The sequence below is a fragment of the Pseudoalteromonas sp. NBT06-2 genome (assembly GCF_002276045.1).
In the GTDB taxonomy this organism is placed as follows: Bacteria; Pseudomonadota; Gammaproteobacteria; order Enterobacterales; family Alteromonadaceae; genus Pseudoalteromonas.
This window is the reverse complement of the sequence record NZ_NQMR01000110.1, coordinates 1-26,070: the sequence shown is the minus strand read 5'-3', so window position 1 is coordinate 26,070 and position 26,070 is coordinate 1. Positions and strand designations below refer to the sequence as shown.

17 protein-coding genes and 3 pseudogenes are annotated in these 26,070 nt (G+C 34.3%); 14 read left to right on the top strand and 6 right to left on the bottom strand.

The window, feature by feature from the left end:
- Positions 1 to 1,939 (top strand): SpoIIE family protein phosphatase (locus CJF42_RS18455; protein ID WP_095368090.1); only part of this gene is annotated, 1,939 nt, incomplete at its 5' end.
- A gap of 482 nt (positions 1,940 to 2,421) precedes the next feature.
- On the opposite strand, the pseudogene CJF42_RS18450 reads toward CJF42_RS18455, so the two are convergent.
- The 3 genes and pseudogenes from CJF42_RS18450 to CJF42_RS18430 all read right to left on the bottom strand — a co-directional run.
- Positions 2,422 to 2,901, bottom strand: a pseudogene (locus tag CJF42_RS18450) (DUF3103 family protein); the annotation flags it as partial.
- A gap of 270 nt (positions 2,902 to 3,171) precedes the next feature.
- A pseudogene (locus CJF42_RS29360) lies at positions 3,172 to 3,653 on the bottom strand (DUF3103 family protein).
- 591 nt (positions 3,654 to 4,244) lie between these two features.
- Positions 4,245 to 7,514, bottom strand: a complete 3,270-nt coding sequence (locus tag CJF42_RS18430) for a DEAD/DEAH box helicase (protein ID WP_095368086.1) — start codon at positions 7,512 to 7,514, stop codon at positions 4,245 to 4,247.
- A gap of 354 nt (positions 7,515 to 7,868) precedes the next feature.
- Between CJF42_RS18430 and CJF42_RS18425 the strand changes: the two genes are divergently transcribed.
- The 4 genes and pseudogenes from CJF42_RS18425 to CJF42_RS29355 form a co-directional block, all read left to right on the top strand.
- Complete coding sequence (locus CJF42_RS18425) at positions 7,869 to 8,585, top strand: DUF6445 family protein (RefSeq protein WP_095368085.1); 717 nt, start codon at positions 7,869 to 7,871, stop codon at positions 8,583 to 8,585.
- 199 nt (positions 8,586 to 8,784) lie between these two features.
- Complete coding sequence (locus CJF42_RS18420; protein ID WP_095368084.1) at positions 8,785 to 10,551, top strand: flavin monoamine oxidase family protein; 1,767 nt, start codon at positions 8,785 to 8,787, stop codon at positions 10,549 to 10,551.
- Between the two features lie 93 nt (positions 10,552 to 10,644).
- Positions 10,645 to 12,456: an alpha-keto acid decarboxylase family protein gene (locus tag CJF42_RS18415; RefSeq protein WP_095368083.1), complete on the top strand. Its 1,812-nt coding sequence runs from the start codon at positions 10,645 to 10,647 to the stop codon at positions 12,454 to 12,456.
- 322 nt (positions 12,457 to 12,778) lie between these two features.
- Positions 12,779 to 12,961: pseudogene (locus tag CJF42_RS29355) on the top strand (helix-turn-helix domain-containing protein); the annotation flags it as partial.
- Positions 12,962 to 13,450: 489 nt separating this feature from the next.
- On the opposite strand, the gene CJF42_RS28155 reads toward CJF42_RS29355, so the two are convergent.
- Positions 13,451 to 13,723, bottom strand: coding sequence for a hypothetical protein (locus tag CJF42_RS28155; RefSeq protein WP_212668833.1), 273 nt, complete (start codon positions 13,721 to 13,723; stop codon positions 13,451 to 13,453).
- Positions 13,724 to 13,834: 111 nt separating this feature from the next.
- Positions 13,835 to 14,368, bottom strand: coding sequence for a class I SAM-dependent methyltransferase (locus CJF42_RS18395; RefSeq protein ID WP_095368081.1), 534 nt, complete (start codon positions 14,366 to 14,368; stop codon positions 13,835 to 13,837).
- Between the two features lie 608 nt (positions 14,369 to 14,976).
- Between CJF42_RS18395 and CJF42_RS18390 the strand changes: the two genes are divergently transcribed.
- The 7 genes from CJF42_RS18390 (at position 14,977) to rmf (ending at position 23,478) form a co-directional block, all read left to right on the top strand.
- Positions 14,977 to 16,569, top strand: a complete 1,593-nt coding sequence (locus tag CJF42_RS18390; protein WP_095368080.1) for an ABC-F family ATPase — start codon at positions 14,977 to 14,979, stop codon at positions 16,567 to 16,569.
- A gap of 125 nt (positions 16,570 to 16,694) precedes the next feature.
- A complete protein-coding gene (gene purE / locus CJF42_RS18385; RefSeq protein ID WP_095368079.1) occupies positions 16,695 to 17,180 on the top strand; it encodes a 5-(carboxyamino)imidazole ribonucleotide mutase in 486 nt (161 codons plus the stop codon).
- A gap of 1 nt (position 17,181) precedes the next feature.
- Positions 17,182 to 18,327, top strand: coding sequence for a 5-(carboxyamino)imidazole ribonucleotide synthase (locus CJF42_RS18380; protein WP_095368078.1), 1,146 nt, complete (start codon positions 17,182 to 17,184; stop codon positions 18,325 to 18,327).
- Between the two features lie 187 nt (positions 18,328 to 18,514).
- The gene (proB, locus tag CJF42_RS18375) at positions 18,515 to 19,627 is read left to right on the top strand and encodes a glutamate 5-kinase (protein WP_095368077.1); all 1,113 of its coding nucleotides are present in this window, start codon (positions 18,515 to 18,517) and stop codon (positions 19,625 to 19,627) included.
- A gap of 33 nt (positions 19,628 to 19,660) precedes the next feature.
- Positions 19,661 to 20,902: a glutamate-5-semialdehyde dehydrogenase gene (locus CJF42_RS18370; protein ID WP_095368076.1), complete on the top strand. Its 1,242-nt coding sequence runs from the start codon at positions 19,661 to 19,663 to the stop codon at positions 20,900 to 20,902.
- Positions 20,903 to 21,174: 272 nt separating this feature from the next.
- A complete protein-coding gene (locus tag CJF42_RS18365) occupies positions 21,175 to 23,007 on the top strand; it encodes a protein kinase domain-containing protein (RefSeq protein WP_095368075.1) in 1,833 nt (610 codons plus the stop codon).
- A 300-nt stretch (positions 23,008 to 23,307) separates the two neighbouring features.
- Entirely contained in the window at positions 23,308 to 23,478 is a 171-nt protein-coding gene (gene rmf, locus CJF42_RS18360) for a ribosome modulation factor (RefSeq protein WP_042144332.1), read from the top strand.
- Between the two features lie 114 nt (positions 23,479 to 23,592).
- Here the strand turns inward: rmf and fabA are convergent, their stop codons facing one another.
- Positions 23,593 to 24,108 (bottom strand): bifunctional 3-hydroxydecanoyl-ACP dehydratase/trans-2-decenoyl-ACP isomerase, encoded by a 516-nt coding sequence (gene fabA, locus CJF42_RS18355; RefSeq protein ID WP_095368074.1) that lies wholly within the window; start codon positions 24,106 to 24,108, stop codon positions 23,593 to 23,595.
- A gap of 193 nt (positions 24,109 to 24,301) precedes the next feature.
- On the opposite strand from fabA, the gene CJF42_RS18350 reads away from it, so the two are divergent.
- Both CJF42_RS18350 and CJF42_RS18345 read left to right on the top strand, forming a co-directional pair.
- Positions 24,302 to 25,159 carry a 6-carboxytetrahydropterin synthase gene (locus CJF42_RS18350; protein WP_095368073.1) on the top strand — a complete coding sequence of 286 codons (858 nt, stop codon included), beginning with the start codon at positions 24,302 to 24,304 and terminating at the stop codon, positions 25,157 to 25,159.
- Between the two features lie 33 nt (positions 25,160 to 25,192).
- Entirely contained in the window at positions 25,193 to 26,017 is an 825-nt protein-coding gene (locus CJF42_RS18345) for a M23 family metallopeptidase (RefSeq protein WP_095368072.1), read from the top strand.
- Positions 26,018 to 26,070: the final 53 nt, after the last annotated feature.

Sequence of the window (26,070 nt, the reverse complement as noted above, 5' to 3'; positions counted from 1 at the left end):
CCTTCATGGAGTTAACTCTGCAAATCTCTTTGGTTTTTTTGTTTTTCAAGCAATGTTTTGTGGTACGGCAACAACCATATTGTCAGGTGCAATTTCTGAACGCGCCTCTTTTTTAGGGTATTTAATTCTGGCTGTGTTTGTTTCTTGCTTAGTTTATCCTATTTTTGGCCGAATGGCTTGGGGAGGTGCGATAGAAGCTGAAACAGTTGGTTGGTTAAATCAACAAGGTTTTGTTGATTTTGCAGGTTCTAGTGTCGTTCACTCGGTTGGTGGCTGGGTAGCTTTGGCTGCTATTATGGTTATAGGACCTCGAATTGGTCGGTTTAATAAAGGTTTACCTCCTATTCAAGGCCATAGCATTCCTATGTCTACAATAGGTGTTATTATTCTATGGTTTGGCTGGATTGGGTTTAACGCCGGTAGTACTCTAGCTATGAATAATGCGGTTCCTAAAATATTATTAAATACGAATACAGCGGCAGCATTTGGTGGTTTAACAACATTAATTTTAACCTGGATATTAATGAAAAAGCCCAATGTACCACATATTTTAAATGGTGTATTAGCTGGCCTTGTAAGTATTACGGCCAGTTGTCATGCGGTTGAAGTTTACCAAGCGGCACTGATCGGCGTTATCGGTGGGGGGTTGTATTTGTATTCATGTCATATACTGGAAAAATTTGAAATTGATGATGTTGTCGGAGCGGTGCCTGTTCATGGAGTGTGTGGTTTTTGGGGTACATTAGCTGTCGCCTTTTTTGGTAATAGTGATTTATTAGGAACAAGTCTAAACTTTGAACAACAATTATTAATTCAAATAATGGGCTCAATACTTTGTTTTATTCTTGCGTTTGGTGGTACATATTTTTTTCTATTATTAATAAAAGGTATTGTTGCTTTAAGGGTGTGCAAAGAGCATGAAGTGCAAGGATTAAATGTAACAGAGCATGACGCATCCACTGAGATTTTAGACTTGCTTTATAGCATGGAAATGCAAAAGAATAACGGAGATTTCTCAGAGCAAGTATATGTTGAGCCGAATACTGAAGTTGGGCAAATAGCATCTGAGTATAATCGAGTACTTGTTAAAGTGAATGAAGAAATGAACATTTCTCTAGAGGCTAGAAAGCTGGTTGAACTTGAACATAAAAAAACGACTGACAGCATAAATTATTCATCATTAATTCAACACTCAATTTTGCCAGACAATGCTTATTTTAAAAATAATTTTTCTGATTTTTTTACAATTTGGAAACCAAGAGATGTGATTGGTGGTGATATATATTTATTTAATGAATTTGAAGAACGAAACGAATGCTTATTAATGGTGATTGATTGTACTGGGCATGGTGTACCTGGTGCTTTCGTGACTATGCTGGTTAAGGCTATAGAACGTCAAGTTATAGGTAAAATTAATCAAGATCCTAATATTGAAATCAGCCCAGCTTGGATATTAGGTTATTTTAATAAAGCGATAAAAACATTACTCCATCAAGAAAGTGAAAAAAGTAAATGTAATGCCGGTTTTGACGGTGGAATTATTTTATACAATAAGAATAAAAATTTAATTAAATATTCAGGAGCTGAACTTCCTTTATTTTTAATTCAAAATGGAGCAATTGAGGTAATTAAAGGTGATAGGCACTCTGTTGGTTATCGAAGTAGTGATTTTGATTTTATTTTTAAAGAGCATGAGATAATAATAGATAAAGATAGTTATATATATCTGACTACAGATGGATATATTGACCAAAATGGCGGAGGTAAAAACTTCCCATTTAGCAAAAGTAGATTAAAAGAAACTTTATTAAATAACCATAAAAAAAGTTTCGCTAAACAAAAAGAAATACTATTACAAATAAATATGGACTATAAGGGACAAGAAGAAACAACAGATGATATAACCTTCGTTGGATTGAAAATTGAAACAAAACTATAAATTGTAGTTAATAGGCAAGGCAATATTAAAGAGCGCGACTGATGATGTAATTGCCACTGGTGAAAAATGTCTTAGACGGCCACACAATATTAAACGCAATACAGATTTCGAAAGAAAAACATATGATCTAGTAACTAAAACAGGTAAATAGTCGACCCTGTAACAGATGCTTCTATAGTGGCTATATTTTTAACTGCTTAACCTAGTAATCATACAGAAATCGAAAATACTCAATAGATAGTAGTGTTTGGTTTTCAAATGAATTTATTGATTTCTAGTTAAACATTATCATCGGTAGAGCAAGTTTTTTATTACTTTGTCGACTATTGTTTGCTTTCATTATTAGCAACTCAAATCAGTTTAAGTAGCCTCACTGCTCAAGTATCATGACACATTCTCAGGAAATAATTTGATCTATTGAAAGTGCGCATTATCATAATACTCAGAAAATCATGATTATACTGCACACTTGGATTAAATATTTATCTTGGATCTATAGTTAAAGGTAATAATTTAATTTTAGCATTAACACTTGCGCCATAATGGTCAGAATAACTTGTGTTTTCAAATAGTGTATAATAAACATCTATGTAATCATCATCATTGGTAAACTTAGGGATAATAGCATAACCTTGTACTTCAGGATCAGGGATAGATTTCATAACTTCTACTGCGATCTCTAATAACTTAGAAGCTAAAGTTTTATAATTTGTATTATCATCTTGTTCCATTAAGATCATATCTGCTGCTTGCCAACGATATCTTTCCCAATGAATAATGATTTGATTTGGGTAGTAATCTTTACCATCAGAGTCTAAATAAGGCATATCTACAATATCAAGAATGGGCTCATCTCTAAAAGGGTTTACTCCAGTCACAATAGCGTAGACTTCAGCATCACCAGAAATCCAAGGCTCTTTATCATCCTTAAGTTTAATTTGTTTAATAACACTTGTAGATATATACCCAAGCCACTTCAAGATGTGAGATTCAGGACTGCTGAGCAATTCATGATCTAGGCGCATCTTTGCATTAATGGTTACTCTCTTAAAAAAAGATGGACCGGCAATATGCTCCTGCATTGCTCTAGTACCTACATCCATGCAGGCAACAACGAGCATTATTTGCTCAGAAGTCCCTGTAAGGTTGGTTTATAAATACTTTATGCAGCGTTATTGATTTTGAAAAGGGAATAACCATGCTCTTCAATCAATGCCTTGCCTAAAGCATTTCTAATTCCAACTGAATCCTGCATCTTGAAGTGGTTTGGGTATAGGCTGATCTGCTGCACTTTTAAATTCAGATTTTACAGCTAATGTTTTGGGCTTAAGTATGCTTCTCATTATGCTCAAACCAGATTTTAAAGTTTTTTTACTATCTAATTCAATTATAAATGTGGGATGTGAAGGTAGTTCAATTACATCAAGAAAATGTATATTTCCCTGGGTATCAAAGCTTCAATTTCTTTCCAATATTTGTCATTTCCTGCAGGTTCAAAAGCAAAAAGATGTTCTTGCCCATCATTAAGTTTCTTAACCATAGACTTATCAGCTAAGCGTATTTGTAATAAATTGTCTTGAGACGGCTTTAGTCCTTTTAATTGACTAATTGAAAAATTTTTTTGATTTAAATTCAAATCTTTTGATAGAGTGGAATGTTTGATTAAATCACTAGAAAGTACTAAGTTTTTATTTGAAATATTTTTTTGATAAATCGTACTCGAAGCAGTGTAGCCTAATGCGACTTGTTGAGCAAAGTTACGCTTTATATTGGTAATAGATGTTTGTTATCTTTTATTTGTGCACTTACATTAGCGGTTACAATCAATGCACAGCTTAAAATAATTTTTTGTGTAATTAATTTCATTTTATCTCCTATTTTTGCTCCTAAATAGTAGACAGTAATTAGAGTTTTCATTCAATTTTTTTTATGCTTTATCAATTATTCATCTACGTGAGTTCGTATCGAACAATGGCTTTTCTCAGAAAAACGTTCTTAACCTTGATAGAAATTCCATATAAATGTGAGCTTTCGGCTTTTTAATGCAAAAATAGAACGCCCATCTTCAATTACAAATTGAATGATTTCCCTCTATGGGTCATTGTATTTGCTATGACAACAAAGGATAAGATTTATTTGCACTATAAGTGTTTGAAAATTAAACTATAAAAGGTAATGCATCAGTCTTACCTTTTGGTCATACTTATATAATATTTAAATGATATAGCATAGATATCCTGTGTACTTTTTATCTGAGACGCATTGTGTATAACAGGATTGGTAATTTTTCTTATATTATTTACTACTAGCTTAGCGGTTCAAGCAGAGAGATTAATATATCATCGGTTAAACTCAGTTTATTTTCACTGACTTCTTCAGATAGTAATGCCTTTGCGAGTTCAGCTTTATTTTGCTGTATTTTTTGAATTTTTTCTTCTATTGAATTTTCAATAATATATTTGTAAACAAATACAGGTTTGTTTTGACCAATACGATAAGCTCTATCTGTGGCTTGGTTCTCTACAGCTGGATTCCACCAAGGATCAAAGTGAATAACGGTGTCCGCAGCCGTTAGGTTTAACCCCACGCCACCAGCTCGTAAGCTTATTAAAAATATCGGTACTTCACCTTGTTGAAACTTATCAATCGCTAATTGTCTTTTTGTGGTTGCGCCCGTTAATTTAACAAAATCTATACCCTCAGTAACCAATTCATCCTCTATTAAGGCAAGCATACTGGTAAATTGTGAGAAGATTATAATTTTACGCCCTTCATCAATTTGTTCTGGCAGGGTATCCATTAAATGATCAAGTTTTGCTGATTGGCTTATTTTTTTAGCCCCTTTAAGTGATAATAATTTAGGGTGATTACATACTTGTCTTAGCTTTAATAACGCATCTAATACTTCAATTTGACTCCGTTTTAAACCTTTTTCAGCAATGATGTCCTTTAAACGAGTATCCATGGCTAAACGAACTGATTCATAGAGCTCAGCTTGTTTACCTTCAATGCGTAAGGTTTGAATTATTTCAGTTTTAGGAGGTAGTTCAGTGGCTATTTTATCTTTGGTTCTACGTAGGATAAATGGCTTAATACGTTGATTTAATAACTGTTTTCTTTCTTGGACTCCATGTTTTTCTATTGGGGTCCTAAATAATTTTGTAAATTGCTTTTGTCCACCTAAAAACCCTGGCAGTAAAAAATTAAATTGAGCCCAAAATTCACCTAAGTGATTTTCCATTGGCGTGCCTGTTAAGCATAATTTATGTTGCGCTTTAAGTGTTAAAAACGCTTGGTATAATTTGGTTTTTGAATTTTTTATGTAATGTGCTTCATCAAGAATTAGGTAATAAAATTTTTGCTCACTATAATTCTCTAAATCTTTAGTAATTAACGCATAGCTGGTAATGATTATATCAACCTCTTCAAAACAAGCGAAGTGCTGTTTACGTTTACTACCGTGTAATACTTGATAAGAAAGTTGCGGGGTAAATTTTTCTATTTCATTAGCCCAGTTAAAAATAACGCTAGTAGGAGCTACAATTAATACCTGTGTATTAAGTCGGCCTTGCTGTTTTTCTATTAGTAAGTGTGCCAAGGTCTGAATGGTTTTACCTAAACCCATGTCATCAGCTAAAATACCATTTAATTGATATTCGCGTAAAAACTGCAGCCAGTTTAGGCCTTGATGCTGATACGTTCTTAAGGTCGCGTTTAAACCTGTAGGTATAGAAACAGAGGTTACATGTTGAAAGTTCTTAAGTTTATCAGCTAGAGCTCTTAACTTACTTGCGCCTGTTGCTATTAGTCCTTGATCATCTAATATAGATAGCGTTTGATGTCCTTGAAAACGTGATAGTTCTAGGGTGCCATCTTTATTTAAAGCATTAGGCATAAACAGTTCAATAAACTGTTTTAAAATTGGCTGAACACTTTCATAACGCAAGGCAATAAAATCACCATTTTCTAAGTTAACATAAATTGGGGCGTCGGGCGAAATAAGCTGTTCTTTATCTCGATCAAGTAATGCCGACTTTGGTAATTGCTCAATAGCACTAAGTAGAATAGGGAACGCAGGCATTTTTTTATTATCAATGCTTAAATTTAACCCTAATGAGAAAAAATCATGATCATCAGTTTCAATAACTTCGGCATCAAATATACTATCGGTAGAGAGTGCTTTATAATAAAAATCATCAGCAAAGGAAATACTCCACCCTAATTCTTTAAGTAATGGTAATTCCTGATGTAGCAAGTGATACCAAAAATTACGACCTTGCAACAGCATTGAAAATTCAGCGGTCTTATCTATATTTGAATAGCCTTGGTTGGTATAAGTGTAACTTTTTGGCTGAACTGAAAATTTAAACGAAGTAAGTTTATCTATCACCGTTTTTTCAAAGGCTAAATCACGATACAGCTTAACCTCGTTTGAGTTTTTTGGTGTAACCGTAACATGCTCATTATGTGGATTAACTAAACAACCTTGATACGAAAAACTAACCTGAACATAACCCGTTTGAGGATTCGTTTTTATTGGTGTAGTAAAGTGTAAATGCACTTCTGGTTTTGTTAATTCTTGTGAGAATTGTGTTTTTGGTTTAGGCAAGCGGTGTACTGCATCACCTAACGACAAAGAGAGTTTATTCATTACCCAAGGTAATTTATCTTCTTCAAAAATAGGAGAGTTGAGTAAGTCAGCTTCAAAGTCACATTGTGTATTGGTTTTTATTTCTCCAATACAATTTTGTTGTTTATCATAATAACACAGCGGCTGCGCTTTGATTATTTGAATATTGCTCGATGGCTCCATTAATTGCAGTTCTAAGGTATATAAATTATTTTCAAGTGTTAACCACTGCCATTTTGCATCTAATGGCTTGCCTAAAGTTATCGGTACGTTTAAGTCGTAGTTTGTATGCCAAAAACAGCGATTAGTATTTATAATACACTCAAATAAATCAAAATATTTAATGCTATCGCTATATTGATTCGTTCGTATATGTTCTGTAAGTATTACAACATCATCGTTAGTAGCATAAGGACTATTAATTAACGAACTTGCTGAATATTCACTGCTAAGTGAACGACTCCAGCTGCCATTTTTTTTTGGTCGTGTTGATTTAATGTCTAAAGTAAAATAATCTTCTTCGTTATAACTATTGGGCTTTAAAAAATACAATAACGATTTTTGTAGACTATTAATTTGATACCTATTTGGTTGCGCTTTAAAGTTATTAAGCCACTTATCAATCACTTTTTCAGGTGAAGCCGTGCTGTTATGATTAAACTGTTCATGAATAAAATAAAGCGCCAAGGCTGCTCCATGTTTACAATCACGACCGACATAACAATCACAGTAACTGGCGATACTATTATATTTAATATTAAAAACTAAACGTGTTGCATAGGCCAGCTTTCTACCACGCTCACTAAAAACCACACCACGAATTATTTCACCGTCAAGGGCGCAGGTTTTTATGCCTTTCGCATTTAAAATTCGAGTGCCTTTTTTCCATTCATTTTTGGTAAAGTGGTCTTCAAGTAATTTAGGTGTAAAGGTTATTTTGGCCATAAGTATTTAATTATTATAATTTAAGTAGATGATAAGTTAGATAGTTATTTAATGTAAAAGCGGATGTCTCATTATGTCAGTCAAATTATACCATAGGCCTTACTTTTTCATAAGTATGGTAACGTATTAATTGTGGAAAGTTTCTTAGTAATTGGTCTATTTAAAGCTTAAAAAGAGTAATACTAAAGTCTCATCTACAATAAGTGAACTATATGGCTGCGCTTTAAATCGAGCACAAATTTTTTTAATTATAAATTTAACCCTGTACGAAATTAACTTTATGAGTTTTAAATTTGATTATTATTGGAATAAATGCTTTTATTTAATAGATAAATCACTTAACGAGTTCAAAGCATGCGGCATGAAAAGTATTCTGAAGAATTAAAGGATCTCGCTATTCCTTATAATGTGGCTACTTTAACTTACGAAGCACCTGAGCTTAATGTTAATTATTGGATTGTTGATGATTTTTTTTGTCATAGAGATGCAATTACAATTACTAATAGATGCCTGAACAAAGAGAAAAAACGTTGGAAGCTAGGGAGTCCTTACACAAATGAATTATGGCCGGGAATGCGTGCAGCAAAAGCACTAAAAAAAGCAGAGCTAGAAAAAATAGAAGCTTGGATTAAAAGTAAAATAAATAAAGATAAAATATGGGTAGTAGAAACTGATGAGCTCATTGTTGATTCAAATACTGCTATTTTAGTTGGCGAAAAAGAAGGTAAAGCACGACCTCATGTTGATAATCGTAAATTGTGTAAATATGGTGCAGTGTTGTATTTAAGCCAAAATCCCACTCAAGAATCTGGAACTTCATTTTATAGATTAAAATATGCTAATTGTGCTGCTGGTGGTAATTTAGTTCAAGATCCATATGTTAATTTAGTAGATGCATTACATACGCACGCTTTACCAGCTGATGCTTGGTATGTGGATCACAGTATTGAAAATAAGTTTAATCGATTAATTTTGTTTAAAGGTAATATGGTACATAGTGCCAGTGGCTATTTTGGGACTGAAAAGCGAGATAAACGTTTAGCAATTACGTTTTTTTGGATGACAGATTAAACATTATCATTACTAGATGTGGTTGTGAATAAAGGCCATTTTATTGTCTTTTAAAAGAGTGAGGATACCATCCTTGTAATAGAATATAATAAATAATATTAGCATTATTTGAAAACCAGAGTATCCTTAGTACCTATATTGGAACGGCCCGATTTTTATAAAACTAAAAAACGATATAACAATGAAAAAGGATTTAAAAATGACAGCTACTTTAGATAATGCATATCATGGATTACTCCCGTTCGATCAAGATCAAATCAGCCAAGCCTATTTAACCTATTTAGAAAATGGCTTACCAGTAAGCGAAGCCCCATGTAAGAATATATTAATTGTGGGTTGTGGTATATCTGGTATGGTATCAGCCACTTTGTTACGCAAAGCTGGTCATACTGTAACTATAGTAGAAGCGAATACTCGGGTTGGCGGCAGAATTAAAACATTCCGTAATACTGAGGCTAAAACTTATTTTGAAGATTCAAGCCTTTCAGGTGAAGCGGGTGCTATGCGTATTCCTGATATGCATAAATTGGTTCAATTCTTGATTGATCAGACGGGTGTTAATAAACAGATTTTCTTAAACAAAACAGTATCAAAAGCCGATGCAACTTCCGATAAAATTGACAATCCTGATCGCGATGAAAACGATAATATTATTTTACCAACAGCATCAGGTAAAAACTTTTTACACGTAAATTACAAGCATGTATCGCGTGGTGAATACGATGCAGAAGGTGCAGATGTAAACGCGATGCTTAATTTTAACCTCAATGAGAATGAAAACACTCAATCTAGCGTATTATTAGACAACGCCATTGGTGCATTAACCAAAATGGTTGATGAAGATCCAAAAACTGCTTGGCCATATATTATCGATACTTACGGCGAATATTCTATGCGCCGTTTTTTAACTGAGTATGTGCACAATAATGAGAGTTACTCAGAAAATGCTATTGAAATGATAGGCGTTATTGAAAACCTAGCTTCGCGGATGTCTTACTCATTTATTCAAAGCTTTATAGAATTAGCCATCATAAAACCTGACACTGCTTTTTGGTTAATTAAAGGCGGAACTGATTTATTCTCTACTGCTTATTATAAACAAAATGACTTAAGCAATGTAACCTTGACCAATCAAACTTTAACTAATTTATATAAAGATGATAAAACAGGTAAAGTTCGCATTACGACCAAAATGTCTAAGGTTATTGAACCACGACGTGAACAAGATATGGCTATCACAGATGAATTGGCTGAACGTGAGTGGGATGAAGTGATTGTTACTATACCATTTACCAGTTTTAGAACTGTGCATATTTGGCCCGAATTTAGCCAACGTAAACGCCAAGCAATTCGTGAGTTACATTATGATGCCGCGACTAAAGTTTTACTAGAGTTTAGAGAGCGCTTTTGGGAAACTGAAAATGATATTTATGGTGGTGGCTCAAATACAGATTTGATAAATCGCTATATGTATTATCCGAGTGAACGCATGGGCTCAACGGGAGGCGGTGTTATGTTGGTGAGTTATGCTTGGGCCGATGATGCACAAAAATGGGACCCAATGTCACATTACGATCGCTATTGCTATGCGCTAGAAAATGTAGCTGTTACACATGCTATTCATAGTGCAGATGCCAGTTATGAAGAACGTTTAATAGCCCAGAAAAAAATTAAAGACTTATGTGTTTTTGAACCAGCTAAATATGCCGACGATCAAGATAATATTGTAGGTGCAGCAAGTGTTAGTTGGATGAAAAACCCGTATGCCTTTGGTGAAGCAGCTATTTATTATCCTGGACAGCTAAAATTATTTCACAAATCAATAATCTCTAGTGAATGGGATGGTATAGCACATTTTGCTGGTGAACATGCATCTTTAAAGCATGCTTGGATTGAAGGTGCCATTGAATCTGCATTGAATGCTGCATTATTAGCAAACGAAAATCCTCTGCCAGTTTTGTCATAATACACGTTTTTTTCTTCGTACTATACCTTACATACCGTCAAGACAATTCTTGCTGAATATCAACAAGAATTGTCTTTTACAGGAGATGAAATTATGAGCACAGATCAAGTAACAGTTGCACAATACCTTAAAATTAGACTTGAAGAACTGGGTTGCGAACACATATTTGGTGTTGCAGGTAATTACAGCGCCGCCTTGTTAAATACAATATCAGAAGATCCTGAATCTACAATTAAGATCTCAGGAAATACTAATGAAATAAATGCCGGTCATTGTGCCGATGGTTATGCCAGAATGAGTGGTAAAATAGCGCCAGTTTGCGTTACTTATGGCGTAGGAGCATTTAGTTTACTTAACCCAGTGGCAGGCTCTTTTGTTGAACATAATAGAGTATTAGTACTTAATGGTGCGCCTACTTATTCAGATCAAAAACGCCAACGGGTAGAAGGTTTACTTTATTCTCATATGACTGGAGATGAAAAAAGTAATATTGATGCTTATCGCTCAGTCACAGTTGCAGCAGAGCAAATTAAAAATGCATCACAAGCACCTGCGAAAATTGATGCTGTACTTACTGCTATCATTTCAGAAGGTCGTCCAGGATATTTAGAATTTTACGAGGATGTCTGGCGTAAAAAATGTAATGCACCTTGTAATAAAATTGAACTACAGCCTCATATAGGAGAGGTCGATGAAACACAAAAAGCTGTTGCCGCCACAATAGATTTGATTAAACAGCGCGGTAACCCAATATTATGGGGAGGCATTGAAATTCAACGCAAGCAACTACAGCAAAAATTTCAGTCATTGATTGAACAAACTAATACGCCATTTATGACCAGCATATTAGCTAAATCTGTTTTGCCTGAAAGCCATGAAATGTTTCGCGGTGTATACAATGGTAAAGCAACTCCGCAAAGTACCAGAGACTTGTTTGATAACGCAGGTTGCAGAATTGCTCTAGGAGTATGGAATACCAGTAAAAATCTTGGTGGTACTTCGTCATGGTCAACAGGTATGGTAATGGCTAACAACGAAGGCGTCAAAGTGGGCCATCATATTGATAGCGATGGAAATGAGGTTAGCACACAGTACTTTCCCAATGTTATATTAGAAGACTTTATCGATCTGTTAAGTGCACAAATTTCTAACATTGAATTTAAACGCCACCAATCTACCATGAGTCCATTAATGCAAAGTGTACCTGCAGGATGTGCCCAGCAACTCACTTACGATAGTTTCTTTAGTGGAATAGACCATTACTTACGCGAAGAACACTGTGTTGTGGTTGATGCCGGATTTCCATTACTAGGCGCTCAAAACTTAAAAATTAATCACTCAGATGGATTTGTGAGTGCCGCAGCTTGGCTATCTATTGGTTATTCAGTTCCTGCCTCACTGGGCGTTAAGTTTGCAAAACCTGCAAAACGACCATTAGTATTTGTTGGTGATGGTGCATTCCAAGAAACTTGTCAGGCGGTATCTGGACATAATTATTACAACACTAATAATGTAGTATTTGTGTTAGATAACGGTATTTATGGCATTGAGCAAATGTTAGTAAATCCAAATCCATTTCGTACAGGAGATGATAAGGTTCATTATGAAACACGGCCACAACAAAATGATGTATATGACTATAACAAACTGAATAAATGGAGCTATGAAAAGATAGTCGATATGGTTGGGGGTCGTGGTGCAGTAATAAATACAAATGCTGAGCTACAACAGGTATTGATAGAGATTGATAATAATCCTAATGATAACTATGTCGTAAGAGTAATGTTAAACCAAACTAATATACCTCAATCTATCGCTTATCGTACGCAAACTCTAGGTGAAGATGAGCAAAAGGATAGTGTGCCAGTAGATATTACTGAACAAACAGACTATTCATGTGACTAATGTGGCAAGTAACAGATTAATGCTGCTACAGCTTATAAGAACTAGGAAAGGATAAAATTAAGTCTTTTTATTTTATTATTTCTTATATGCTTTAAACACGAATTAATACTCAGCTAAAACAAAAACACCGCTAATTAGCGGTGTTTTAGGGTTGAAGTTTGGTATTTAGTTTAATCAAATTATTTAATCCTTATTATTTACTTGTTAAAGCATATGTTGCGCTCATTACTGTAATTGCGATTATTGAACCAATTGCGACCGCTGAAGCCATACCGTTAAATGTTAATACACTCATTAGCACACGTTAGGGAATTTTTATGAATTAATAAATCATTACCGTATAGCTGCAGTTGTCGAAGCAATTAAAACGCGACCTGTCACAGATAACTTAGTTACTATTGCTTATGATTGTGGGTTTAATTCAAAATCCAGTTTTAATCAGATTTTTAAAAAACACTATCATCAAACGCCAAGCCAATTTAGAAAATCTATAAATAAAAAATAATGTATAAATTGAATTATTTATCAATAAAGAATTAAATATTAGCGTTTAAGTTTACAAATTACGATGGCTACTATAATAAGCATTTACAACTTTAGGCGCATATTGTTTAGCACCTTTGCATCAATTGCTTTGCTTATATGTCGGCTTGCAAAGAATAAGATCGTTTTTGGAGACTAACTTGTGTTGTTTAACAAAAGGACTCAAGCCTAGCAAGACATGCATGTATTTCTCTATTTCTCTATCTCCGCAAACTCTATTGTTCTTTTTTCGGATTTGATAGTAGATAGCCCAGTCAAATAGCAGTCATTGTTTTTAGACCAGTTTATATTTTATTCGTCACTTTTTAATACCATGTTTTACAATTAGGCCACCTGACTTTATCGGCAGATAAGTAAACGTTTCCTCTGATCCGTGCAACCTAATTAGCGACTCCCTCAAAAATGTATTCAAAGAGACAGGGTTTGAGGTTAGAGAACTCCGACTATCCGATTAGGCATCTTTACTCTGAATGATCAAATATAAATGGCTATTAGGCCAATCATCGTTTTCCAAATGTCTGCAAATACAATTGCATTCATTAATAATTTCTAAAATTGCAGGTATATACCCAAGCCACTTCAAGATGTGAGGTTCAGGACTGCTGAGCAATTCATGATCTAGGCGCATCTTTGCATTAATGGTTACTCCCTTAAAAAAAGATGGACCGGCAATATGCTCCTGCATTGCTCTAGTACCTACATCCATGCAGGCAACAACGAGCATGAATTGCTCAGAAGTCCCTGTAAGGTTGGTTTATAAATACTTTATGCAGCGTTATTGATTTTGAAAAGGGAATAACCATGTTCTTCAATCAATGCCTTGCCTAAAGCATTTCTAATTCCAACTGAATCCTGCATCTTGAAGTGGTTTGGGTATACCTATCGCTGCATAGTCGAGTATTTGTCCAAGAAATTCATTACTTCCATCGCCAGGTTCATCCACCGCACCACTTGTATAAATTAGAACGCCTTTAGGTGTTAAAGCATTACAAAGTTTCTTGAGTATATTTTCTTGCTCTTCTAATGGAGCATGCCAAACACTGTCCCATGCTGAAATAAAATCATACTTTTTAGGAAAGTCCCACTTACAAATATCAGCATGATAAAATTGAACATCAGGGTGACTTTGTCGAGCAATGTTAAGCATTTCAATTGATAAATCTAGAGCTTCTACGATAAAACCATCATTCAATAATACATCGATTATACGGCCACTGCTGCCACAACCAACATCAATTGCTTTTTCTTTTTTCTTTACAAGTTGTAGCGCACGTTTATGCTGTTCAATTCCATTATCACGATTAAAATTTTCACTTACCCAATGATTGGCTATTTTGTCGTAATTATCAGCTTGCTTCAATGGTTCCATATATATGTGCCCCTGTTATATCCATATTCGTTTGACTATACAGGTTTAGGGGGTAATTTAATATAGTGGTACACACCAATAAATAATGAACATGAAAAGCAACTATTTGTTACGCAAAAAAATTATAATATTGTGATGATATCCAATATTTAAATGCACACTCTATTCATCTGCTGCTAATCGACAAATGACACGAGCCTAGAGCACCGATTAGTTTAAAATACGAACACCAGAATGGTCCAAAAATCACACAGGCAAGGCGTATTAGTGAATGGAATAGTGGGCTATTTCTAGCTGATACAACGTAGCATGTGTGATTTTTGGCCATTACCTGCGGGCGAGGCTAAAATTTCCACTCTCGCTGGTGACTATATTTTAAACTGATCGGTGCTCTAGTGTCATACCTTGCAATACCTGAGTTAAAAGCGACATATATTAAATGACCAAGGTAATTACTATACCTTGATCTAAACGAAAATTATTCCATAGATTCAATTTGTAATAATCTTGCTCTGGGTGAAAAAAGGAAACGTGATAAATATAATAAACCCTTGTTATATTTTCTGATATAATCCCGCGAAATTAAAGAATTGAGAAAAATTATACTTATGATCACAGCGAATAACATTACCATGCAATTTGGCGCTAAGCCTTTGTTTGAAAATATATCAGTTAAATTTGGCGAAGGTAATCGTTATGGTTTAATCGGTGCAAATGGCTGTGGTAAATCTACATTCATGAAAATTTTAAGTGGTGAACTGGAGCCATCAGCAGGTAATGTAAATACAGATCCTAATGAAAGAGTAGCTAAACTTAACCAGGATCAATTTGCATATGAAGAATATAGTGTAATTGATACTGTGATCATGGGCCACAAAGAGCTATGGGAAGTTAAACAAGAACGTGACCGTATTTATTCTTTACCAGAAATGAGTGAAGAAGATGGTATGAAAGTCGCCGATCTTGAATCTGAATTTGCTGAAATGGATGGGTATTCAGCTGAGTCTAAAGCAGCTGAATTATTATCTGGTGTGGGTATTCCAGAAGATATGCATTACGGGTTAATGTCAGAAATCGCACCTGGGCGTAAACTCCGAGTGCTCTTAACACAAGTCTTATTCTCAGATCCAGACATCATGTTACTTGATGAACCAACAAATAACTTAGATATTCACTCTATCAGTTGGTTAGAAGAAGTATTAAAACAACGTAACTGTACTATGATCATCATTTCTCATGACCGTCACTTCTTAAACTCGGTTTGTACACATATGGCTGATATAGATTATGGTGAGTTACGTTTATTCCCAGGTAACTATGATGAATATATGTTTGCAGCAAACCAAGCTCGCGAACAGTTATTATCTGATAATGCCAAGAAAAAGACTCAGATAGCTGATTTACAATCATTTGTTGCACGTTTTTCTGCAAATGCTTCTAAAGCCAAGCAAGCAACATCACGAGCAAAACAATTAGATAAAATTGAATTAGCTGAAGTTAAAGCATCTAGCCGTCAAAATCCATTTTTACGCTTTGAGCAAGAAAAACCTTTATTTAGAAACGCACTAGAGTTAGATAACTTAACACAAGGCTATGATGAAGAATTATTTTCAGGTCTTGATGGTTTAGTTGAAGTGGGTGAACGTATTGCTATCATTGGACAAAATGGTGCAGGTAAAACAACACTCTTAAATACTTTAGCGAGTAAAAAATCACCTACCTCTGGTGCTTTTAGATGGTCTGACAATGCTAATATTGGTTATTACGCACAAGACCATGCTGAAGATTTCGAAAAAGACCAAAATTTATTTCAGTGGATGGAACAATGGCAGCAAGAAGGTGATGATGAACAAGTTGTTCGTGGTTACTTAGGTCGTTTATTATTTTCGCAAAATGAAATTTCAAAGTCTGTAAATGTAATATCAGGTGGTGAGCAAGGTCGTATGCTATTTGGTAAATTAATGATGCATAAACATAATATCTTATTAATGGATGAACCTACAAATCACATGGATATGGAATCAATCGAGTCTTTAAATACTGCCCTTGAAAAATATGAAGGTACATTATTTTTCGTAAGTCATGACAGAATATTTGTATCATCTCTTGCAACACGTATTTGGGAAATCAAAGACGGTAAGATTATTGATTTTAGAGGCACTTATGAAGAGTACTTAACTTCACAAGGTATTGAAGGATAATATTTTTATTGTGCAAATAGTACATCTGAACATCAAAATGTAGTACTAAAATAGAACCATAAATTAAATTATATCACATATCAACCTTGGGTATTTGATGGTTGAGTATTTTTGAGGAGCATAGAATGACAGTAGGTATTATAATGGGGTCAAAATCAGACTGGCCAACAATGCAACATGCAGCGGATATGTTAGAAAGTTTTGGTATAGCTTACGAAACAAAGGTTGTTTCTGCGCACCGTACACCTCAGCTATTATGTGATTATGCAAGTTCTGCTGCAGATCGTGGTATTAAAGTCATTATCGCTGGTGCTGGTGGTGCTGCGCATTTACCTGGTATGGCAGCTGCGTTTACTAGTCTTCCTGTATTGGGTGTTCCAGTGAAATCTAAAGCTTTAAACGGCGTTGATTCATTACTTTCAATTTGTCAGATGCCAAAAGGTGTTGCTGTAGGTACACTTGCTATTGGCGAACCGGGTGCTGCAAATGCAGGTTTACTTGCGGCTCAAATTTTAGGTTGTCAAAACCCTGAAATCTTCGCGAAGATTGAAGCTTTCCGCAAAAAACAAACAGATACAATTTTAGATAATCCAAATCCTCAAGGCGAATAGCATGAAGATACTGGTTTTAGGATCAGGGCAATTAGCGCGCATGATGAGTTTAGCTGGTGCGCCATTAGATTTAATCGTGAAAGCTTATGATGTTGGGACTGAAAATATAATTCATCCACTTACTGGTGAAATATATGAGCAAGACTTACAGACAAGTGTTGACGATGTCGATGTAATAACGGCTGAATTTGAGCACATTCCAGATGATGTGTTAGAGCTATGTTGTAAAAGTGGTAAGTTTTATCCTGGTAAACAGGCAATTAAAACTGGCGGCGACCGTGCAATTGAAAAAGCTTTATTAGACGAAGTAAATATACCTTGTGCTCCATATAAACTTATTTCTGAAAAATCACACTTAATTGAAGCTGTTGCTACTTTAGGAAGGCCTTTAGTAATTAAAACTTGCCAAGCAGGCTATGATGGAAAAGGTCAGTGGCGTTTAAAATCAGATGAACAAATAGATCAAATATGGTCAGAAATGACTGATTTTATTGCGACTGGGTCAACGAATCAGCCCCATACGGTTATTGCTGAGAAAATGATTCCATTTTGTCGTGAAGTATCTGTAATAGGTGCCCGTGATAAATATGGTAATATGGCAATTTACCCAGTAACAGAGAATGAACACACTAATGGTGTATTAACATTATCTATCGCTAGAGAGCTTTGTGAAAAAATTCAATCACAAGGTGAGTTAGCCTTTAAAAAACTGGCAACTAAAATGGACTATGTTGGTGTATTAGCAATTGAGTTTTTTGATGTGAATGGCACATTAATGGTTAATGAAATTGCACCACGCGTTCATAACTCTGGACATTGGACACAACAAGGCTGTGCTTCTAGTCAATTTGAAAATCATATGCGTGCTGTATGTGGTTTACCATTAGGAAGTACTGAACTTTTACGTCCATCAGCAATGATCAACGTATTAGGCCAATCATCAATTCCTACTCAAGTACTCAATACTTCAGAAGTGTTGAGTCATTGGTATGGAAAAAGCCAAAAACCGGGTCGTAAGATGGGGCATATTAATATTTCAGCTTCCAGCAATGAAAAACTTGGAACTAAGCTCGAAGCTTTAGCTAAGATTTTACCGCAAAGTGATTATCCAGGAATACTTAAAGCTTCAGCTTTACTTAAAGGTTAATTATTATCAAATGAATTAAACCGGAGTTTGCTCCGGTTTTTTATTATCAAGAGTAATTATTACCAAATAATATTTATATAAATTTAATTTTTGTTCTCTTTATCTATGCAATATGAGAAATGATCATATTATTTTTCACATTCACAGTGTTATAGTATTTAACCAAGTCATTAACTAATTCTAAAAGATGAAAAATAACAAAACGGTAGTCGTTAAACTAGGTACGAGTGTGTTGACGGGTAATGGCTATCACCTTGATACACGTCACATGGTAGAACTTGTAAGACAATGCTCCATGATGATGGAACTAGGCCATAAAATAATATTAGTATCAAGTGGCGCAATAGCCGCAGGTAGATCACAGCTTGCTAAGCACAGCTCGCATTTAGATTATGATAAAGATGTACTGGCAGCTGTGGGTCAAAGCAATCTCATTCAAACATGGCAAATATTATTTAACCTTTACAATATCCCTGTAGGTCAAATGCTTTTGACTCGTGCTGATTTAGAAGATAGAGAAAGGTATTTACGCGCCAAACATACTTTAAATTCTCTTATCAATCATAATATTTTACCCATAGTGAATGAAAATGATGCCGTTTGTATTGAAGAAATAAAAGTGGGTGACAATGACAATTTATCAGCATTAACGGCTATATTAGCTAAAGCAGATGAATTATATTTATTAACAGATCAACCAGGTTTGTTTTCAAGTGATCCCAGAAAAAACAAAGACGCAGAGCTTATATCTACAGTTAATAAGATTGATGATAAATTAAAATCAATAGCAGGTGGTAGCGGTAGTAAGGTTGGGACTGGCGGTATGGCAACAAAATTACAAGCGGCAGAAATTGCCACACGTTCAGGTGTTGAAGTGATTATAGCTAAAGGTCGAGAGCCTAATGTCATCACTGATTTGGTTAATAACAAACCTGTAGGTACACGTTTTAAAGTAATGAATGACATTGTTGAAGGAAGAAAACAGTGGCTCTTGACTGGTCCTGCAAGCTCAGGTAGCTTAATAGTAGATGACGGTGCTCAAAAAGCACTTTTAACTACAGGCTCAAGTCTTTTAGCTAAAGGGATTTTAAGTATTAATGGGGAGTTTGATTCATCTTCATTAATAGAAATCAAAAATACTAATAACGACATCATTGCCAGAGGCATAACTTGTTATAGCTCAACAGATCTCCTTAAAATTAAAGGCCTTCATTCAGAAGAAATTAAAAGCAAGCTTGGTTTCATAAATGGAACTGCAATCATTCACAGAGACGACTTAGTTGTTGTTGACGCTTTATAAGATTAATTTAGACCTATTCAACAGGATCGTACAATGTTAAAAAATATAGCTGAAGCCGCAAAACAAGCTAGTTTTGATTTATTAAAAGCTTCAACAATACAAAAAAATACTGCACTATCAGCAATAAAAAAACATATTTTAGATAATAAAGACATCATTTTATCTGCTAATGAGTTAGATATGAATACGGGTAAAAGTAACGGCCTTAATGAGTCTCTATTAGATAGGTTACTTCTAACATCTGAGCGTTTAGATACAATATGTGCTGATATAGATACTGTTATTGGACTCGATGATCCTGTAGGCGCTGAATTTGATGGTAAACAACTTGAAAGTGGGCTTTTTCTTAAAAAGCGAAAAGTACCTTTAGGTGTGATAGGCGTAATTTATGAAGCAAGACCAAATGTAACCATAGATATTGTGAGCTTGACTTTAAAAACAGGCAATGCGTGTATTTTACGTGGCGGTAAAGAAACGCTAAATTCTAATATCACTTTAGTCAAATTAATTACTAAAGCGCTTGTATCAGTTGGTTTTAATGAAAACTGCGTTCAATTAATTGAAGATCCTAATAGATCCCTTGTACTCGAACTATTAAAAATGGATAAGTATGTAGATATGATCATACCAAGAGGTGGTCAAAAACTACAACAAGTATGTATTGAAAATAGCACTATTCCAGTGATCACAGGTGGTATTGGCATATGTCATCTTTTTGTGGATTCCAGTGCAGATCAAACTAAAGCATTAGAAGTAATCGAAAATGCTAAAGTACAACGTCCTAGTGTGTGTAATGCTTTAGATACTTTACTTGTTCATAATGAAATTGCTGCTGAATTTATTCCAAAATTAGTCGTCTCCTTAGGAAAAAAAGATGTTTTCTTAAAAGGATGCTCTGATAGTATCTCTATTGATAAACGTATTGCGCCAATCCAAATCGATGATTATGACACAGAATGGCTAAGTTTAACGCTTGGCATTAAAATTGTAGATACAGTTGAAGATGCTATTTTACACATTCGAACTCACTCTACAGCACATTCTGATAGCATATTAACGCAAAATATTAAAAATGCAGATCTCTTTGTAATGTCAGTAAACTCGGCTGTTGTTTATGTTAATGCAAGCACACGTTTTAGTGATGGTTCACAATTTGGCTTAGGTGCAGAAGTTGCTGTTTCTACGCAAAAATTACATGCTAGAGGCCCTATGGGATTAGATGCATTAACGACTTATAAGTGGATTGGACAAGGTGATAATCTAATACGTAGTTAGTCAATACCCATGATACCTCAAAATGCGCGATTTCAGCGAGAATTAAATAGGATTTAGGTAAGGCATTAATTGAAGATAATGGTTGTTGCCTTATCAAAATTAAAAACCCAGCATAAACCCAGCATCAAAACGCCTTGAATTGTGCTCACTTAGATAGCTCTGAAACATGCATTTTTAAGTAACATGGTTATAGATACCAATCTTAGTGCTGTATTTATGTAAAGGCAGTGAAAACTGTCTTATTTATTTCTTAAATTAAAAACTGATATTTAATGCTTGAAAAGAAAAAAATCCATAATTTTTATATAAATGAAGAACAATCAATATATTTACTTTCTCATTCAGATGCTAAAAAACACAAACAATGGCTAAAGATTTGTATTAAGCAACTTGAACTTTTGGGTTATAAAGATGTTGAAGAAATTGGTTCAGGTGCATTTGGTTTTGTATTTTCTGGAACTGATGTTCATACAATTCCTAATAGTCAATGGGTATTTAAATTTTCAAGAATAACATTAGCGCAAAGTGTAAGAGATCGTCTTGAAGATGAAGCATATATGCTATCTCAAGTTGATAATCCACTCGTGCCAAAGTTTTTTGCGTTCGAAAGAATAAAAAAGCAAGGCATACTTATGATGGCAAGAGCACCAGGTATAAATCTTGAGCAAGTGTCATTAATAAAAGGCAAAATGTCAGCTAGATTTATCACTGATCTTGCGCTAAAACTCAGAAATGTATTACTTGATTTAAGAGAAAATAAACAAGGGATGTCTCTGTGTCCGATAGTACATGGTGATGTAAAGCCTTCTAACTTAGTATGGCTAGATAATCACGATAAGCTTTCACTTGTTGATTGGGGATCATCAGTTTTTGCCCAAGAAGATGGTTTTGGTAATACAATTGCAACCAATATAATGGACTTAATGTCTTCTGATATGCAGCGTTCTAATGCACGTATGGGAGATGTTTATTTTATAGGTGATGAGCAAATGGAAGGTGCAAAATCTTCCCCTAGATTTGATGAACAAGGTGTAGCCTCTACACTCTATGCATTAGCATCTGCACAGTCCTGCCGCTTTGGCGCGCAAGTGATCCCAGCTACCAGTTTAGGCTTGCCCATGGAGTTAGCAAAAGTAATCGATGGTATGTTATCAAAGGATAAAACCGTACGTGATAAAGCGGGTGATTATTTTATGAAAAACATGCCAAAAATGGCAAAACTCTATTTACCAGAAATTGAAAATAATGAAATCAAGTCTTCAATTCCATTTTGGCATAATGAACTTACAGATTTACCGGATACTGTTGTTTATAGCTCCCGAAAATCATTTTTAAGAATAGCAGATAAAAAACAAGCACTATTGGATGTAAATGACGCACAACTGGATCGATATTATAGAGAATTTTTATTTGATACCGGGGATACAGAGAAAGCATTTTTAGCATCTATTAGTCGCTTAGCTAAGTTCCCTGTTGTAGGAGGGTTGAGTTTTCATTGGAAGGAAAAGCAATTATTCATAGAATCTAGTTTAATTTTACATAAAAAAGAGCTTTATCATTCTTTTTCCTCAGCAATTAACAATACAGTTAAACTCGCACAAGGAATACAACAGCAAGGTTTATTTAAATGTTGTTTATTTGATGCAAGGAAGACAATTCAAATAGAGAAAAATATGCATGGCAACTTTGTGTATGAAAAAATTCCAGAACTTGAATATCAAGTTATGAGTGCAGTTCAACTAAATGAACTTAACAGACCGCATTCTTACTTTGAAGATGGAAATGATCCCGATGAGCAACTTAAATTACCGAAAGAAGTATTGAAGTGTGTCTTTGCATTAAATCAAATACACCATACAGGATGTATTATTTTTGAATCTTTACCAGATAGATTAAAAGTTCACCATTATTACAGGTTACTAGATCAAACAAAAGAACCACAGTTTTTAAACTTACTACAAAAAATAATGCAAAATATAGTAAAAATTAAATCAGTTGGTGTCGCTGGTTTTATGAAATTACCATATAAAAATACACGTGAGTTTAATTTATGTGAAAGCCAACCTGATAATTTTTACCCTAAAAATCCAAAGAAAATAAATTGAACTTTTTGAATTATTTGTAGAAGCAAGCACTTACAAAAAAACGTAAAAAAACTTCTAAAAATTATAAAAAAGATCATTGATCTTGCTGCTCATATATGTTTTTCTAGTAATCAGACGCAATGATAATCTTTATTATTTAAGAATCAATTTTAATTGAAATTCCTTAATAATCAACACATTAAAAATCATTGTTGTTTTTTGTAAAGTTTATTTGTTGAATTTAACGTATTTATTAACTATTTGTTAAACAGTGATGTATATAACATCACACATATCAATAATAAGGTGAGGACGTTACCTATGAAGAGACAGAAAAGAGATCGTCTTGAGAGAGCTCATACTCAAGGCTTTAAAGCGGGTTTAGCTGGACGATCAAAAGAAATGTGTCCGTATCAAAGTTTAGACCCAAGATCTCAGTGGCTCGGAGGTTGGCGAGAAGCCATAGAAAGTCGTAACATGTTTAAAGTCTAATTTAAAAAATTTAAACGTAAAGAATTGGAGAAAATGTCCCGAAAGGGACATTTTTGATTCCTGTAAATAAAAAAGTGTAAACGCTCCGAAAGGGAGTTATATTTATTATTAAATTTAGAAATTAGTTGTATCTTGGAATAAACCAACTTTTAAATCTTTTGCTTCATAAATTACGCGACCATCTACTGAAACTGTACCATCTGCAAGGCCCATAAATAATTTACGTTTAATTACGCGTTTCATATTTAAGTGATAAGTTACTTTTTTATTTGTAGGTAAAATTTGGCCTGTGAATTTAACTTCACCAACACCTAAAGCACGGCCGGCACCAGGACCACCTGACCAACCTAAGAAGAAACCAACTAATTGCCACATCGCATCAAGCCCAAGACAACCAGGCATAACAGGATCACCTTTAAAGTGACAATCAAAGAACCATAGTGAAGGATCGATATCTAGTTCTGCGATGATAACACCTTTTCCATGTTCGCCACCGTCATCATTGATTTCAATGATACGGTCCATCATAAGCATGTTGTCACTTGGTAAACGACAATTGCCTTCACCAAATAATTCTCCATTACCACATTGGATCAGTTCTTCTTTTGTAAAACTATTTTGTTGTTCCATTATCTGCTTCTTTCACTTGTTCAATAAAATTGACGATACTTTAGCTAACAGTTGTAAGCTTAACAACTCCGAACAGTTGTTTTTTGATAAAAAACACTAAAAAGAATAGTTTTAGCTGTATTTATCAGCCTTGAAACAATTATAATGTACGCTGAATAATTTTCATTTAAATAATTAAGTAAATAGGCAAGCCATGATCCTTTTTGTAAACGACCTTACTGTTATTGATTTTTCCTATTTATGCGATCAAAGAGGTACTGTTGGCGAAAGTTGGATTGTTGATATGTTTTTACACGGTAATTTAAATGACGAATCTATGATTTTAGATTTTGGTTTAGTGAAAAAACAAATTAAAAAAATTATTGATGATACCTTAGATCATAAATTAGCTTTACCACAACAAGCAAAAGTTGAAGTATTAGAAAAAAATTCTCAAACAAATGTGAGTTTTGATTATGCGAATAATAAAACAATTCATATTAGTGGTCCTGCACAAGCTTTTTGTATGCTTAACAATAATAAAATTACTGAACAAGCCATTTCAGATTATTTGATTGCTCAAATAATGCCAAAAATGCCAAGTAATATAACAAAAATTGAACTGGTGGTGAGAGCTGAAGATATTAATGGATTTTATTATCACTATAGCCATGGCCTAAAAAAACATGATGGCAATTGTCAGAGAATCGTACATGGGCACAGATCAACTATTGGTATTTTTGAAAATGAGATGAAAAGCATCCGGTTACAAAAAGAATGGGCACTAAGATGGCAAGATATATATTTAGGTAGTAAAGAAGATTTAATCGATGCTCATTTTCTTAAATTTATAAAACCAGTTAAAGAGTCATATAATTTCTCCTATGAAGCAACACAAGGTTATTTTGAATTAAGCATAAGCAAAGTTGACTGTGAAGTTTTACCTGTTGATACAACAGTTGAATGTATAGCCCAGTATGTAGCTGATGAACTTAAAAAATCAAATAATGAATCTCAATATCAAGTGATTGCCTTTGAAGGTGTGGGTAAGGGCGCCATTGCTTACTCTTAATCTCAAATTTTAATTCCTAAGGTATAATCAAGCATGATAAAAAATATTTTATTTTTGATAGCCTTGTTAATAAATTCACCTGTTAATGCCCTTGAGCTTAAAGGAAATTTAATTCAAGGTGGTATGGTCATTGGCCAACTTCCTAAAGCTAAATTAGTTTATCTCAATGGACAAAAACTTAAACTTGGTAATAGTGGATTATTTGTTTTTGGCTTTGGTAGAGATGCTAAATTAGACCATGTTCTATCTTGGAAAGATAACACTGGGACTCACCATACAAAGCCTTTTCTTATAACTAAGCGTGACTATAAAATTGATAAAATTGAAGGAATTGCAAAAAAATATGTATCACCGCCAAAGTCAGTTTTAAAAAGAACAAAGGCAGAAGCTAAAGCCGTTAGGGAAGCAAGAAATAAACTATCTGATAGAGTTGATTTCTTAGAGCCTGTTTATCGACCTGCACAGGGGAGAATATCAGGAGTTTATGGCAGTCAAAGGTACTTTAACGGTACACCAAAAAGACCTCATTTTGGATTAGATATTGCAAATAAAACGGGCACTCAAATATTTTCTCCTTTACCGGGTAAAGTTATATTTTCAAACCCTGATCTTTATTATTCTGGAGGTACACTGATCATAGATCACGGTTATGGTATTACATCGACTTATATTCATTTAAGTAAAGTAACAGCTAAACTCGGTCAAGAAATTAAAACAGGTGATAAAATCGCAAAAATTGGTGCGACTGGCAGAGTAACTGGACCCCATTTAGATTGGCGATTAAATTGGAAACAAGTCAGGTTAGATCCAGAATTGGTAATGCAACGTATACCTGCGAGTAACTTTACAAATAAATAATTAAGTCGTGATGATTCAGCATGGATGTTTATCATAAACCACCCATGTTGTTT

Excerpts from the sequence above, each read along its gene's own strand:
- CJF42_RS18380 (WP_095368078.1), top strand. The coding sequence starts at position 17,182 with ATGAAGATACTGGTTTTAGGATCAGGGCAATTAGCGCGCATGATGAGT.
- purE (WP_095368079.1), top strand. The coding sequence starts at position 16,695 with ATGACAGTAGGTATTATAATGGGGTCAAAATCAGACTGGCCAACAATG.
- CJF42_RS18365 (WP_095368075.1), top strand. The coding sequence starts at position 21,175 with ATGCTTGAAAAGAAAAAAATCCATAATTTTTATATAAATGAAGAACAA.
- CJF42_RS18350 (WP_095368073.1), top strand. The coding sequence starts at position 24,302 with ATGATCCTTTTTGTAAACGACCTTACTGTTATTGATTTTTCCTATTTA.
- CJF42_RS18415 (WP_095368083.1), top strand. The coding sequence starts at position 10,645 with ATGAGCACAGATCAAGTAACAGTTGCACAATACCTTAAAATTAGACTT.
- CJF42_RS18345 (WP_095368072.1), top strand. The coding sequence starts at position 25,193 with ATGATAAAAAATATTTTATTTTTGATAGCCTTGTTAATAAATTCACCT.
- rmf (WP_042144332.1), top strand. The coding sequence starts at position 23,308 with ATGAAGAGACAGAAAAGAGATCGTCTTGAGAGAGCTCATACTCAAGGC.
- CJF42_RS18395 (WP_095368081.1), bottom strand. The coding sequence starts at position 14,368 with ATGGAACCATTGAAGCAAGCTGATAATTACGACAAAATAGCCAATCAT.
- fabA (WP_095368074.1), bottom strand. The coding sequence starts at position 24,108 with ATGGAACAACAAAATAGTTTTACAAAAGAAGAACTGATCCAATGTGGT.
- CJF42_RS18420 (WP_095368084.1), top strand. The coding sequence starts at position 8,785 with ATGACAGCTACTTTAGATAATGCATATCATGGATTACTCCCGTTCGAT.
- CJF42_RS18390 (WP_095368080.1), top strand. The coding sequence starts at position 14,977 with ATGATCACAGCGAATAACATTACCATGCAATTTGGCGCTAAGCCTTTG.
- proB (WP_095368077.1), top strand. The coding sequence starts at position 18,515 with ATGAAAAATAACAAAACGGTAGTCGTTAAACTAGGTACGAGTGTGTTG.
- CJF42_RS18430 (WP_095368086.1), bottom strand. The coding sequence starts at position 7,514 with ATGGCCAAAATAACCTTTACACCTAAATTACTTGAAGACCACTTTACC.
- CJF42_RS18425 (WP_095368085.1), top strand. The coding sequence starts at position 7,869 with ATGCGGCATGAAAAGTATTCTGAAGAATTAAAGGATCTCGCTATTCCT.
- CJF42_RS18370 (WP_095368076.1), top strand. The coding sequence starts at position 19,661 with ATGTTAAAAAATATAGCTGAAGCCGCAAAACAAGCTAGTTTTGATTTA.
- CJF42_RS28155 (WP_212668833.1), bottom strand. The coding sequence starts at position 13,723 with ATGCTCGTTGTTGCCTGCATGGATGTAGGTACTAGAGCAATGCAGGAG.